Here is a 12,837-nt window from a genome sequence, read left to right as displayed (position 1 = left end):
TGGTTGGCATAAAGATGGCACCTCCTTTGATTGATACGTCTATCGTACCGGAGGTGCCGACTCGTTTATATGCGTTATTTGATTACGGGCTTACTCTTGATAAACCGTTTAATGGTATCCATAAGTAAATAAAGGAGGGGTATCCCTTCGATAAAATAGGAATAGGTTGCCCATGCTTCTGTATAAAAACTGGTAAGAGCGGCTGTACCACCTGACATTTGCAGTGATAACGCGACCATAACGGCTGCCAGCGAAAAAGTCAGCGGGCGGTGATCTTTCAATCGGAAAAGTTGAGCAAGTATGTGAACAGAAAGGTAAAATAAGAGAGAAATTTTTAAATATACGGTTGTCGACCAAATCGAAATTAAAAAAGGATCCAAGTTTTCAATGAAATCAGCGATGCGAATATAGCGAACCATTTCTAACATCGGATAGGTAATGTGGCTTGTTAAATTTGGTCCAAAAAGTAATAGCAAAAAGACGAAGTTAACAGCGATAAATAGTATTCCCAGCACAATTGCCCATGACGTTGTTTTAAGGGTTTTATTTTTTTCCGTCAAATAGGGGAAAATAAACACCAATACGATAACTTCGCCAAAAAAGGGGAGGGTCGTATAGGTTCCTGCAAATATTCCATATCCGCTATGGTTCGTAATAAAGGCCATCCAGCGGTCCCATTTCAATTCCTTCCCAATGAAAATGGTATTGGATACATCAGCAATGAGGATGAGAAAAAATAAGCCTTGTGCTGTGCGAAACAGCGTCTGAATGCCTGATCTTGCCGTTATCGCAACCACGATCCCAAGCATGCCGCCGACTGCCCAGTTGGGTGTTTCTCCAAGATAGGTTTGCACGATAAAATCTTCATATTCTCTTAGAACAAATGCACTTGTATGAAGGAAGGAGAGGAAATAAATTACCATAAAGGGTATATGAATCCAATGGGGGAATATTTCCTTCCCGTAGTGAACGAAAAATTCATTAGGTCTTCGATTTGCAAGCTTGATCGTAAAATAGGCATAAATCCCTGCTGCCAATCCGCTGATACAAAGTACTAGTATCGTATCGTATTGGGAAATGTGGATTAAGTGGCTCGCAGAAAACCCAACTAAGGTGGAATAAAAATAAAGAGTTAAGAAAAGTAACAGTTGATTTTGTGAAATCTGCGCAGTTTTCAAGTTAATCCACCTTACCGATAATTTTCTGTTGGATTGGGCTAAATAGGAATTGAATCAAATTATTGGGACTTGGCATGTGTTTGAAAACAACGGTCGCAATACAGTATGAAAAGGCCATCCCCATAATGCAAAAGACAATCCAGAACGTTCTCTTTTTGCGACTTTTCTTCTTTAGATATGCCCACTCGTAAACAAAAGTAAATATAAAGAAGAGAATAATAATCATGATCATGAATTTATTTCCTTTATCCAAATGGGATTATTTTCACTGCCAGGCCGTTTGATAAGTAAATCTACATGAATATTTAACTTCACTTTATCATGATAAACCGTTGGCCAATCTTCTTTAACAGCCTTCCATATTTTAGGCTTATACCAGGATAAGTATGCGCCGAATTGGAAAACATCTGCTTTCATTTCTTTAGAGGCTTTAAAGGCTTCGCCGATTCTGTCCTTAATTTCCTTTTCGGCAATTTTTTCGAGTTGAAAAATGTTTTTCGCGTTTGTTAAATCGATGTTAGAATAAGACTCGGATATATCATCCTCTGCGGTGACATAAACATCAAATGTGAACGGCTCTTTTTTGGATGGGCGGATCTTCGTCTTTGACCTTAAGATTAATAAACTGATTAGTTTTTTATCTGTTGGCGATATGATGGAAACCGATGCGTTTTTTATCGAATTTCGCAGCCATAAAGCGCCGCGCCCTTCCTTTTGGCCAATCTTACCGACCATTTTATAATTATGAAACAAAGCCATTCCATCTGTGCCTACCCACATAGCCACTTTTCCTTGTTCGCTGACCATTTTTTCTTTCCCTTTTGTTAAGTAGCCAACAATCATATCGCCATTTTCTGTCTCGAGAAAGTCCTTTGGTGTCGTATATAAAGTGACCTTTTCTTGGGTAAATTCCCGGACAATTTCACTCGGGAACCGTTCGAATGCTGGTACGAGATTTTCAATATCTTTTGCTTTTCCCGGTGCAACCAATACGGCGTTATTAATGTTTAACTTCGGATCGCGCGCGATAAATTCTAAGATATGACTTATTCCTTGCTTTGCCATTTCTTCACTAATGACAATGATTCTTGTATGCCCCCAACTAATTCTTCGCGGTAAATCTATTTGCATTTTTTGATAGGCTTCCGTAATTGTTTTTCCTTTTCTTGATACTTGTGCATATGGATTTCCTGGTGATGCAGAACCGCCTACCGTGCCTGGAACCAGTCGATTTGGCAGCGGAAACGCTAGCGTTAATTCCATTTGACCATTAGCGGCTTTGTCCACATACATGGCTGTAACAAAAGCACAATCATTGATCTCAACCCTCGACCAGCAGCCAGTTAATAATAAGGTACTCATCACCATCGACCACATTAGCGCTCTCATTAATCCTCATCATCCTCAGGTAGTGATTTCTTGATTGTTAATCGATTGGAATTAGAGCTCCCGACAAACGAAGGCCGGCGTTTCATTAACCACCAAGGTGCACGAATAAATACATCCTTTAAATCTGTCGGACGCAATGGCGCTGTTGGAGACAGATAGGGTATGCCAAAAGAATGCAGGTTTACAACATGTATATAAATAAGAATGCAGCCAATCATCAAACCAAATATCCCGAATGACCCAGCTAATATCATGATAGGGAAGCGGAGCAATCGGATGGTAAATGCAAAATCATAAGCTGGAATAATGAATGATGCAATTCCTGTAATCGAAACGATGATTACCATTGGAGCCGATACAATTCCTGCCTGTACAGCTGCCTGTCCAATCACCAACGCACCAAGGATGCCAATTGCCTGCCCAACTACTTTTGGTGTACGGATTCCTGCTTCACGTAATCCCTCAAATGCTATTTCCATAATAAATGCTTCTACTAAACCGGGAAAGGGGACGTTGTCTCGTGATGCTGCCACATTAATTAATAAAGTGGTAGGAATCATTTCTGGGTGAAAGGTGGTTATCGCAATATAAAACGACGGGAATAGCAGCGAAAGGACTAAATAGGCGTAGCGAAGCAACCGAATAAAGCTAGTAAGGAAAAAGCGTTGATAATAATCTTCAGCCGATTGTAGAAACATATACATTGTCACGGGTACTAGAAGGGGAATCGGTGTCCCGTCCACAAAAATTACGACTCTTCCCTCTAACAAGGCGGCAGCGGCAACATCGGGGCGCTCCGTCTTTTGCGATTGGGGAAAGGGTGATAATGGGAAATGATCGAAACACTCCTCTAAATAGCTGCTCCCTAAGACGCCGTCAATCTCAATCTGGTTAATCAGTTGTTTGATATCAGTGATTAAACCTTCCTTACATAGTCCTTCGATATAGCCAATTATCACCTTAGTCTTTGTATATTTTCCAATGACTAGCTGTTCCATTTTTAAGTCAGCAGATTTAATTTTTCGGCGAATCATCGTGATATTTGTATGGATATCCTCCACAAACGCTTCTCTTGGACCTCTGATAACGTTTTCATTTTCCGTTTCGCTAACTGCTCTCTTTTCAAAGCTAGTAAGCGGAATCACGAGCATGCGGCTGTCACCTTCGAAAAAGATAATTATTTTTCCATCAAGGACAAAATCGGCTGCCTCTTGAATATCGGTAACGATGCTAGTGCACATCGTACTTATCGATTGCAGATCTAGAATCTTATGTAATAAATCCTTTTGAGATGAAGCGAAATTCGGTGATACAATATATGTTAATACCTGCTCGTCGAATAACTGTTGGTCAACCATACACTGTAAAAAGACGATTCCGCAGCGGGTTTGATTGGCTGTTAATTCGTGAAAGGTGATATCAATACTGTTCTGAAAGGTGGTTTTAAACCACTTCAAGCGAACGTCATAATCCTTGCCCAAACACAGCTGCTCATGGGCGCTGTTTTGGACGGCTTTACGTTTATTTTTCGAGAAAATTGGCATTAAATTCACCCCGCGACGAACTTTTTGTTAGAATGCCCTTTTTCTCTTTAAAATACTTTTTTGGGAAAAATATTATTCGATGTATACTAAAAATAAATAGAGGTAGGGGGACTAGTATGTATTCTGAGCTGAAAAAAAGAAAAACTCCCCCTAAGTGGAGAGTTCATGAGGACAAAAATGGGACAGAAAAGGCCCTTGTTATTTTTGTGCTAAAAAACCGACGATGGCAATGATGATAATCACGGCCCAAATCAGCACTTTCACGGGAGATTGGGCGGCAGCACTTTTCCTTTTGCTGCTGGCCCAGTTTGTCGTGCCTTTAATTGATTCAGTAAAGTCCTTTTTATTAAAATAAGGAACTGCCCCAAGTAAAAAGCCGCCAAGTAAGCCAAATAGATGGGCGGTAATATTTATATTTGGCTGCAGGAAGGTCATAATCAAACTGATGACACAAAGAGTTAGGATAATTTGTGAGTTTTGCTTCGATAGCCATTGTTTTCGAAACATAATAATCGCAATATAATAGCCAAATAGTCCAAATATTGCCCCGCTAGAACCGACGTGAATATAGGTCAGCGGTTCGAGCAACAGTGTAGCAACATTGGCGATAAAGCCGGATAGAAGGTAAACGAATAAAAACCTGCCGCGGCCAAGGATGCGCTCAAGTGCCGGACCGAATAGAACGAGCGAGAAACTATTAAACAGCATGTGAGTAAAGCCGCTATGCATAAAGGTTGGTGTTAACAGCCGCCAATATTCCCCCTCCATGATATAAAGGTTTACCCCTGATAGTGTTTCGAAGAACCAATAGTTTGGGAAGAAGGGTAAAATAGTTAGTAAGTATAAGACTAAATGAATGGCGATTATAATAGAAACAACAGGATAAAAGCGAGTAAACTCGCGAAAGCTTTCGGTTCTGGTAAACATAATAAACCTCCTCTTACTAACCATAATAGCCTTAATTGCCGTCTTGTACACTATTATGCTGTTAGGAAAATAAATAGAAGGAAGATGAACGATGATAAAAGGTATCGGAATTGATATCATTGAACTTTCAAGGATTCAAGGAATCATAAGCACACAAATGAAATTTGTTGACCGCATCTTAACTCCAAGGGAAAAGGGTAGGTTTGAAGGGCTATCTGCCCGCAGACAGGTTGAGTTTTTAGCAGGGAGATTTGCCGCAAAGGAGGCTTTTTCCAAAGCGGCCGGTACCGGGATTGGGAAAGACCTGTCCTTTTTAGATATTGAAATTGAAACAGACAGTTCCGGGAAGCCGTTTTTTGCAAAGCCTGACGTTCAAGCCCATTTGTCCATCTCCCACAGCAGAGACTATGCAGTCGCCCAGGTTATTATTGAGGAGTAAAAATAAATATAAATAGGGCAGAAAGCTTTTTCGCATATTCCCCTAGGTTGTCTCATATATTCATAGGGAAATAGGAGAGACAAGGTCAGCTTTGGTCCTTCCCTGCCTTTCTCTTCTTTTAATCATATGAAATGAGACAAGAAGGGGTTGAAGGAATGAGGAAAAAGATTTTGCTGCTCATTACAGGGCTGATGGTCGTATTTATACTAGCTGCCTGTGGCTCTAAATCACAAGGTGATGTGGTGAAGGAGTTAAAGAGTAAACAGGAGGACTTAACAAGCTACAAGGTGAATGCAAAAATGACATTGAAAATGGGTACTGATTCACAGAGTTATAACGTAGAAATTTGGCATAAAGATCCTACCTTCTATCGCGTCAATTTGAAAAATGCCGAAAAAGATCAAAGTCAAATGATTTTACGAAATACTCAAGGCGTATTTGTCCTAACTCCGGCACTGAATAAGAGCTTCCGTTTCCAAAGCGATTGGCCGCAAAACAGTAGTCAGGCCTATCTGTATGAATCATTGATAAAAGATATTGTGATGGATAAAGATGCTAAATTCTCGACGACTAAAGATTATTATATATTTGAAACAAAAACCCGTTATCAAAATAATAGTATGCTGCCATTCCAAGAAATTAAATTAAATAAAAATGATTTATCACCTGCTGTCGTAAAAGTAATGGATCCCGACCGGAATGCTCTTGTGACGGTTGAATTCTCCAAGGTTGAGTTTAAGGCGAGCTTTAAAAAGGACGATTTCGATATGAAGAAGAACATGACACGTGCGCAGGTTGGGCTGCCTGCCATGGCGGAAGGCAAAGATACTGCTTTTACTGTAAAGTATCCAACCTTTGAGCTTAAAGGGACAAAATTAATTGGCGAAAAGGAAGTAAAGATAGAAGATGGGAAGCGGGTTATTCTCACCTATGATGGTAAAAAGTCGTTTACACTTATCCAGGAAAAAGTAACGGCGAAAACGGTATTAGCCACTCCGACCTATGTAGAAGGGGATATTGTTGACTTAGGAGTTACGATTGGGGCCGTTTCTGACCACTCAATTTCGTGGTCCGATGGCGGGGTTGATTACATGATTGCATCGACTAACCTAACCAAGGAAGAACTAATTGAGGTCGCAGAATCTGTTCAAGGCGATTCGGTAAAATAATATAACTTCATCCAGCAGGCTCTTTTAAGGGTCTGTTTTTTTGTGTTAAGATGCTAGTTTTTACCTTTACCAACAAAAAGAAGTTTTTTTCATAATATGATAAAATGAAGAATGTTTTAATTTTAGACAGTAGGAAGTGGAAGTATGGAAGAGTTAGGATATTTCTATCGGGATACTTGGGCAGAGGTCGATTTGGATTGTATCGCTGAAAATGTCATCTCCGTAAGAAAACACCTGCCTAAACATGTAAATATTATCGCAGTGGTTAAAGCGAATGCTTATGGGCACGGGGATGCCCAAGTGGCAAAAACAGCACTAGAAGCAGGGGCCAATTATTTGGCGGTTGCTTTTATGGATGAGGCCATTGCACTAAGGAATAAAGGAATCAATGCGCCCATTCTTGTTTTAGGGGCTACCCGTCCTGAAGATGTGAATGTGGCAGCTAAATTTGCGATAACCCTTACTGTTTTTCAGAAAGAATGGCTGGAAGAGGCATTAAATCATATAAAAATGGATGAAAGAGTTTCTTTGCATATCAAAGTAGATACAGGGATGGGTCGAATAGGAGTTCGGACTCCCATGGAGTTAAAAGCTATTGAGCAAATCATTGGTAAGGATGAGCGGTTCCATCTAGAAGGAGTGTACACTCATTTTGCCACGGCTGATGAATTGGATATCACCTATTTTCAGCAGCAATTATCGCTATTTGAAAAGATGATAAGTGTATTAGCCGAGCGTCCTAGGCTTGTTCATTCCAGCAACAGTGCAGCAGCTATTCGTTTTCCTAAGGCCTATTTTAATGCGGTTCGAATTGGAATTGCGATGTATGGGTTGACACCATCAATTGAAATGGAAACAGAAATCCCCTTTCCATTAAAAGAAGCCTTTTCATTACGATCTCGGCTTGTACATGTGAAGAAGCTTGAAAAGGGAGAAAAGGTCAGCTACGGTGCAACTTATGAAAGCGAAGGGGAAGAGTGGATTGGTACGATTCCGATTGGCTACGCAGACGGATGGATCCGCAAGCTTAGAGGCCAAGAAGTGCTTGTGGACGGCATGCGTTCGCCCATTGTCGGCAGAATCTGCATGGATCAATGTATGATTCGTCTCCCTTATTATGTTCCGGTTGGAACGACAGTAACATTAATTGGCGCTCAAAAGGGTCAATTTCTATCGGTTAATGAAATTGCCGCTAAACTAGACACCATCAATTATGAAGTGCCCTGTATCATTGCAAACCGCATCCCACGCCTTTACAAACAGGGCGGGCAAATTGTCGATTTAAAAAATGCGCTCCTCCACAATTAATGGTCGTAAATAAGAAATGTCCAACATATTTATGATATTGCGGTAATTTGTGCATAAAAGCACCTTTTATTGGCTTATAATACAGTAGATTATATTTAGTCTATGCAGTGGGCGTGTTTAGTGTTATTATAAAATATGGTACAGCTAAAACTCGTCGAATGGCGTATCTTAGGGTCGCTTCATGAGGCGTTGTATTTACGCGTTTAGGACGTAGTCTTGTTAGATAAAAATTGGTGTGTAGTGATGGTGGAGGTGTATGTTTGTGGCTGAATCAGGCGCAACGACGGAAATCTTAGTGAAGTTACCGCAACATCTTTTAACTGAGTTAGATGGTTTTGTAAAGCAAGAAAATGTAAACCGCAGTGAGTTTATCTACCAAGCAACAAAAATGTATTTACGCGAACGAAAAAAGAGACAAATTCGCGAATCGATGAGACGTGGTTACATGGAAATGGCTAAGATCAATCTTAGAATTGCATCAGAAGCATTCCAAGCAGAATATGAGGCAGAACACACAGTTGAACGTCTTGTAAGCGGAGGATAAACCTTTGATTGTCAAGCGTGGTGACGTTTATTTTGCGGACCTTTCCCCAGTTGTTGGTTCTGAACAAGGCGGCGTCCGACCTGTACTTGTCATCCAAAACGACATCGGGAATCGGTTTAGTCCCACAGTGATTGTTGCAGCGATTACAGCTCAAATTCAAAAAGCGAAGCTTCCTACTCATGTAGAAATTGATGCAAAGCGCTACGGATTTGAGCGAGATTCGGTCATTCTGTTAGAGCAAATTCGTACAATTGATAAGCAGCGGTTAACCGATAAAATCACCCATCTCGATGACGAAATGATGGAAAAAGTGGATGAAGCCTTGCAGGTAAGCCTAGGACTCATCGAATTTTAGTTAAACACACGCTCTTTTTTGGAAGAGCGTGTTTTCGTACATATCCTGACCTCATACTCTAATTCTGCCTGTGGCAAGCTAAAATGCTTGCCTTTTTCTTTTGCGTGAAAATGGGCGGAGCCCCCAATAATGAAACGCCCCTAGTGTTCTGTTACAATAAGGTAAAAAGAATGGAGGACTGTTTTGTGAATGATACAGTTGCAAAGGATGAACAGCTTTTAAGTAAAATAGCCGCCGAGCAGGCAATCTCTTATAAACAAGTGAAAAGTGTTATTTCATTATTAGATGAAGGGAATACGGTTCCCTTTATAGCGCGTTACCGGAAGGAAATGACGGGTGCCCTGGATGAAGTGCAAATACGAAACATACTGGAACGGTGGCAATACATACAAAACCTTGAGCAAAGGAAAGAAGAAGTTCTTCGGATTATTTCGGAACAGGGGAAATTAACAGATGAACTTAGCCGAGCTGTCACAAAGGCAGAAAAACTTCAAGAGGTGGAGGATTTATATCGGCCTTATAAACAAAAAAGACGGACAAAGGCGACCGTTGCTAAGGAAAAAGGCCTCGAACCTTTTGCTGAATGGCTGATGACTTTTTCGAAGGAAAGTGTCACTGAAAAAGCAAAGGGATTTTTAACCGAAGAAGTTGTTACCGTTGACGATGCGATTGCTGGTGCCAAAGACATCATCGCTGAATGGATTTCGGATGATGCAGAGAGCCGCAAATGGATTCGGAAAGAGACGTTTAAATCTGGTGCTGTCATATCGGTGGTGAAAGATGCAGAAAAAGACGAGAAAAAAGTATATGAAATGTACTATGAGTACGAAGAACCGGTTAACAAAATCGTTCCTCATCGTATTCTTGCCTTAAATCGCGGTGAAAAGGAAGATATTCTAAGAGTAGCGATAAAAATGAACGCAGAAATAATTATGACCTATCTATCGAGAAAATGGATCCGGATTCAGCACTCTTCTTCAGCGCCAATTGTGTTGGAGGCAATTGAAGATAGTTACAAACGATTAATCCAGCCATCGATTGAACGTGAGATTCGCAGTGAATTAACCGAAAAAGGTGAAGAGCAAGCCATTCATATATTCTCCGAAAACCTAAAGAATTTACTGTTGCAGCCGCCATTAAAAGGAAAAGTGGTCATCGGCGTCGACCCTGCCTACCGAACAGGCTGTAAATTGGCTGTCGTTGACGAAACGGGTAAGGTGTTGAAAATAGAGGTCATCTATCCCCATCCGCCGGTTTCGAAAACAAAAGAAGCACGCGAAAAGTTTATTAAAATCTTGCGCGAGTATAAGGTAGAAATGGCCGCGATTGGCAACGGCACTGCATCTAGGGAAACCGAACAGTTTGTGGCTGATATTTTAAAAGAAATGCAGGAAGAAATCTTTTATTTAATTGTCAATGAAGCTGGTGCCAGCGTTTACTCCGCCTCTGATATTGCCAGAGAAGAATTTCCGAATTTCCAGGTTGAAGAAAGAAGTGCTGTTTCAATTGCAAGGCGCTTACAGGACCCATTAGCGGAATTGGTGAAAATAGATCCGAAGTCAGTTGGAGTCGGTCAATATCAGCACGATGTCTCTCAAAAGCGACTTTCTGGCTCCTTACATTTTGTCGTAGAAACAGCGGTTAACCGTGTCGGTGTGAACGTGAATACTGCCTCTTCCTCGCTTTTACAATATGTTGCCGGGCTGAACAAAACGGCTGCCAATAATATTGTTAAAAAACGAGAAGAGGAAGGGAAATTCACGAGCAGGGTTCAACTAAAGAAAGTGCCTCGACTTGGTGCGAAAACGTATGAACAGGCCATTGGTTTCTTGCGAGTATTAGATGGAAAGCAGCCGCTTGACCGGACAGGAATCCATCCTGAGAATTACGATGAGGTGAAGAAGCTATTAGCCAGCCTCGGTTTTACAACAGATGACTTGGGTTCAGAAGAGTTGAAACGGGCACTAAGCGGCCTTGATTTAAAATCTGTCTCCGAAGAACTCGCCATTGGTGAATTAACCTTAAAGGATATTATTGATGCCTTAGTAAGACCGGAACGAGATCCGCGTGATGATTTACCTAGACCGCTTTTGAAGAAGGACGTCTTGAAATTAGAAGATCTGAGTGCGGGAATGGAGCTGCAAGGGACCGTTCGAAATGTCGTTGACTTTGGAGCGTTTGTTGATATTGGTGTGAAGCAGGACGGACTAGTTCATATCTCTAAGCTCAGCAATCGATTTGTGAAACATCCACTGGATATTGTCTCTGTTGGGGATGTAGTAACAGTTTGGGTTGACTCGGTTGATATGAAAAAAGGACGCGTGGCATTAACGATGCTATCTCCATCGAATTAAAAAGAATCACTGCTTCTAGGCTTCTAGGAGCAGTGTTTTTTTCTGTAAAAAAACCAGCACTGGTTTAACAGTTTAATCTGGTAGCGGTCCTTCTCATAGAAAGCTCTTTTCATTTGGTTTTGCAACCAAGTTGGCATAGAAAAACCTCCCGAAAAGTTCATCTTAAATAAAGTATATATAATGATATGCTATAATAGGTTGTCACGTTCGCTTGGAAAGTGAGGGAAGTATAAAATGGAACAGGCAGAACTTCAATTACTGGTCGAAAAAATATCGATTGAGTCATTTGGTAAACAATTTAACCATCAGGCATCATTCAATCCGAGATTAAGATCAACAGGCGGAAGATACCTACTAGGCTCACACAATATAGAAATTAATAAAAAATATTTAGATGAACTGGGCGAAAAGGAATTAATCGGCATCATCAAACACGAGCTATGCCATTACCATCTTCATCTTGAAGGGAAAGGTTATCAGCATAAGGATCAGGATTTTAAAAAGTTATTAAAAAAAACAGGGGCCCCTCGATTTTGCACGCAGCTTCCTGGCCGAGAGGTAAAGCGTGCAGTAAAGAAAATCCTTATATTTCAATGTACAAAATGCCAACTTATATATAGAAGGAAAAGAAGTATTGATACGAACAGATACGTTTGCGGGAAATGCAAAGGTAAATTAAAAAAACTGAAAGAGGTATCCTTGGAATAACGTAAGATATTTCCAGATGTTTTTCTCTAAAATCCGTCTTGACTTTCTATTACTTCGTCATTATAATTGTAAGAGTCGATAGGGCGAATGTCTTATAGAAGCATAAAAATTATTCGTTATTCCGCAGTAGCTCAGTGGTAGAGCTATCGGCTGTTAACCGATCGGTCGTAGGTTCGAGTCCTACCTGCGGAGCCATTTATGGGGAAGTACTCAAGAGGCTGAAGAGGCGCCCCTGCTAAGGGTGTAGGTCGGGTAACCGGCGCGAGGGTTCAAATCCCTCCTTCTCCGCCATAAAAATTTACGGCCCCTTGGTCAAGCGGTTAAGACACCGCCCTTTCACGGCGGTAACACGGGTTCGAATCCCGTAGGGGTCATCAGGAGCGGGGAATGACATTGAATTCATTTCCTGTTTCTTAAACTTTATCAACATTGGGCTATAGCCAAGCGGTAAGGCATCGCACTTTGACTGCGACATGCGTTGGTTCAAATCCAGCTAGCCCAGCCATTTCTTTTTTTTATTATAAATATTTTATTATGCGGGTGTGGCGGAATTGGCAGACGCACCAGACTTAGGATCTGGCGCCGCAAGGCGTGGGGGTTCGACTCCCTTCACCCGCACCAAAAATTTCCACTTGTATTTATATAGTCATCGTGTTATGATTGTTTTTGTCGCTAATTATCCTGCGGTCGTGGCGGAATGGCAGACGCGCTAGGTTGAGGGCCTAGTGGGGGCAACCCCGTGGAGGTTCAAGTCCTCTCGGCCGCACCAAAAAAAGTCTTGACATCAGAAATTGAAGATGCTATAATTTAAAAGTTGCTTTAAAAATATGCGCCCGTAGCTCAATTGGATAGAGCGTCTGACTACGGATCAGAAGGTTGTGGATTCGACTTCTTCCGGGCGCGCCATATAAACGGGAAGTAG

13 protein-coding genes and 7 tRNA genes are annotated in these 12,837 nt (G+C 41.2%); 14 read left to right on the top strand and 6 right to left on the bottom strand.

Annotated features, from left to right (window positions below; translation table 11 throughout):
• Positions 1 to 74: 74 nt before the first annotated feature.
• From ACIQCO_RS27425 to ACIQCO_RS27405, 5 genes are all read right to left on the bottom strand, one after another.
• Positions 75 to 1,178 (bottom strand): GerAB/ArcD/ProY family transporter, encoded by a 1,104-nt coding sequence (locus ACIQCO_RS27425; protein ID WP_400435281.1) that lies wholly within the window; start codon positions 1,176 to 1,178, stop codon positions 75 to 77.
• A gap of 1 nt (position 1,179) precedes the next feature.
• Positions 1,180 to 1,410, bottom strand: a complete 231-nt coding sequence (locus ACIQCO_RS27420) for a hypothetical protein (RefSeq protein ID WP_400435279.1) — start codon at positions 1,408 to 1,410, stop codon at positions 1,180 to 1,182.
• Positions 1,407 to 2,567, bottom strand: a complete 1,161-nt coding sequence (locus tag ACIQCO_RS27415) for a Ger(x)C family spore germination protein (RefSeq protein WP_400435277.1) — start codon at positions 2,565 to 2,567, stop codon at positions 1,407 to 1,409. The genes ACIQCO_RS27420 and ACIQCO_RS27415 overlap by 4 nt, the downstream gene beginning before the upstream one ends.
• Positions 2,567 to 4,111 carry a spore germination protein gene (locus ACIQCO_RS27410; RefSeq protein WP_400435283.1) on the bottom strand — a complete coding sequence of 515 codons (1,545 nt, stop codon included), beginning with the start codon at positions 4,109 to 4,111 and terminating at the stop codon, positions 2,567 to 2,569. The genes ACIQCO_RS27415 and ACIQCO_RS27410 overlap by 1 nt, the downstream gene beginning before the upstream one ends.
• 198 nt (positions 4,112 to 4,309) lie before the next feature.
• Positions 4,310 to 5,038, bottom strand: a complete 729-nt coding sequence (locus tag ACIQCO_RS27405) for a rhomboid family intramembrane serine protease (RefSeq protein ID WP_400435275.1) — start codon at positions 5,036 to 5,038, stop codon at positions 4,310 to 4,312.
• Positions 5,039 to 5,129: 91 nt separating this feature from the next.
• Between ACIQCO_RS27405 and acpS the strand changes: the two genes are divergently transcribed.
• The 6 genes from acpS to ACIQCO_RS27375 all read left to right on the top strand — a co-directional run bounded on the left by acpS (position 5,130) and on the right by ACIQCO_RS27375 (position 11,207).
• Positions 5,130 to 5,477 (top strand): holo-ACP synthase, encoded by a 348-nt coding sequence (acpS, locus tag ACIQCO_RS27400; RefSeq protein ID WP_400435273.1) that lies wholly within the window; start codon positions 5,130 to 5,132, stop codon positions 5,475 to 5,477.
• 155 nt (positions 5,478 to 5,632) lie between these two features.
• Positions 5,633 to 6,646 (top strand): LolA family protein, encoded by a 1,014-nt coding sequence (locus tag ACIQCO_RS27395; RefSeq protein ID WP_400435271.1) that lies wholly within the window; start codon positions 5,633 to 5,635, stop codon positions 6,644 to 6,646.
• Positions 6,647 to 6,790: 144 nt separating this feature from the next.
• Positions 6,791 to 7,954, top strand: coding sequence for an alanine racemase (alr, locus tag ACIQCO_RS27390; RefSeq protein ID WP_400435269.1), 1,164 nt, complete (start codon positions 6,791 to 6,793; stop codon positions 7,952 to 7,954).
• A 262-nt stretch (positions 7,955 to 8,216) separates the two neighbouring features.
• Positions 8,217 to 8,498, top strand: coding sequence for a CopG family ribbon-helix-helix protein (locus tag ACIQCO_RS27385; protein ID WP_400435267.1), 282 nt, complete (start codon positions 8,217 to 8,219; stop codon positions 8,496 to 8,498).
• Between the two features lie 4 nt (positions 8,499 to 8,502).
• The gene (ndoA, locus tag ACIQCO_RS27380) at positions 8,503 to 8,853 is read left to right on the top strand and encodes a type II toxin-antitoxin system endoribonuclease NdoA (protein WP_007083556.1); all 351 of its coding nucleotides are present in this window, start codon (positions 8,503 to 8,505) and stop codon (positions 8,851 to 8,853) included.
• A gap of 185 nt (positions 8,854 to 9,038) precedes the next feature.
• Positions 9,039 to 11,207, top strand: a complete 2,169-nt coding sequence (locus tag ACIQCO_RS27375; RefSeq protein ID WP_400435265.1) for a Tex family protein — start codon at positions 9,039 to 9,041, stop codon at positions 11,205 to 11,207.
• A 23-nt stretch (positions 11,208 to 11,230) separates the two neighbouring features.
• On the opposite strand, the gene cmpA is transcribed toward ACIQCO_RS27375, so the two are convergent.
• The gene (gene cmpA / locus ACIQCO_RS27370) at positions 11,231 to 11,344 is read right to left on the bottom strand and encodes a cortex morphogenetic protein CmpA (RefSeq protein WP_007083554.1); all 114 of its coding nucleotides are present in this window, start codon (positions 11,342 to 11,344) and stop codon (positions 11,231 to 11,233) included.
• Positions 11,345 to 11,441: 97 nt separating this feature from the next.
• Here cmpA and ACIQCO_RS27365 point away from each other — a divergent pair, with 97 nt between their 5' ends.
• The 8 genes from ACIQCO_RS27365 (at position 11,442) to ACIQCO_RS27330 (ending at position 12,821) form a co-directional block, all read left to right on the top strand.
• The gene (locus ACIQCO_RS27365; protein WP_400435262.1) at positions 11,442 to 11,915 is read left to right on the top strand and encodes a SprT family protein; all 474 of its coding nucleotides are present in this window, start codon (positions 11,442 to 11,444) and stop codon (positions 11,913 to 11,915) included.
• A gap of 120 nt (positions 11,916 to 12,035) precedes the next feature.
• Positions 12,036 to 12,110: transfer RNA gene (locus ACIQCO_RS27360), tRNA-Asn, on the top strand.
• A gap of 5 nt (positions 12,111 to 12,115) precedes the next feature.
• Positions 12,116 to 12,206: transfer RNA gene (locus ACIQCO_RS27355), tRNA-Ser, on the top strand.
• Between the two features lie 11 nt (positions 12,207 to 12,217).
• Positions 12,218 to 12,289: transfer RNA gene (locus ACIQCO_RS27350), tRNA-Glu, on the top strand.
• A 56-nt stretch (positions 12,290 to 12,345) separates the two neighbouring features.
• Positions 12,346 to 12,420 (top strand) — tRNA-Gln (locus tag ACIQCO_RS27345).
• 31 nt (positions 12,421 to 12,451) lie between these two features.
• Positions 12,452 to 12,536 (top strand) — tRNA-Leu (locus ACIQCO_RS27340).
• A 62-nt stretch (positions 12,537 to 12,598) separates the two neighbouring features.
• Positions 12,599 to 12,684: transfer RNA gene (locus ACIQCO_RS27335), tRNA-Leu, on the top strand.
• Positions 12,685 to 12,744: 60 nt separating this feature from the next.
• Positions 12,745 to 12,821 (top strand) — tRNA-Arg (locus ACIQCO_RS27330).
• Positions 12,822 to 12,837 lie beyond the last annotated feature (16 nt).

The sequence above is a fragment of the Neobacillus sp. NPDC093127 genome (assembly GCF_044754175.1).
Lineage (GTDB): Bacteria > Bacillota > Bacilli > Bacillales > Cytobacillaceae > Neobacillus.
This window is presented reverse-complemented; position numbering and strand designations above follow the sequence as displayed.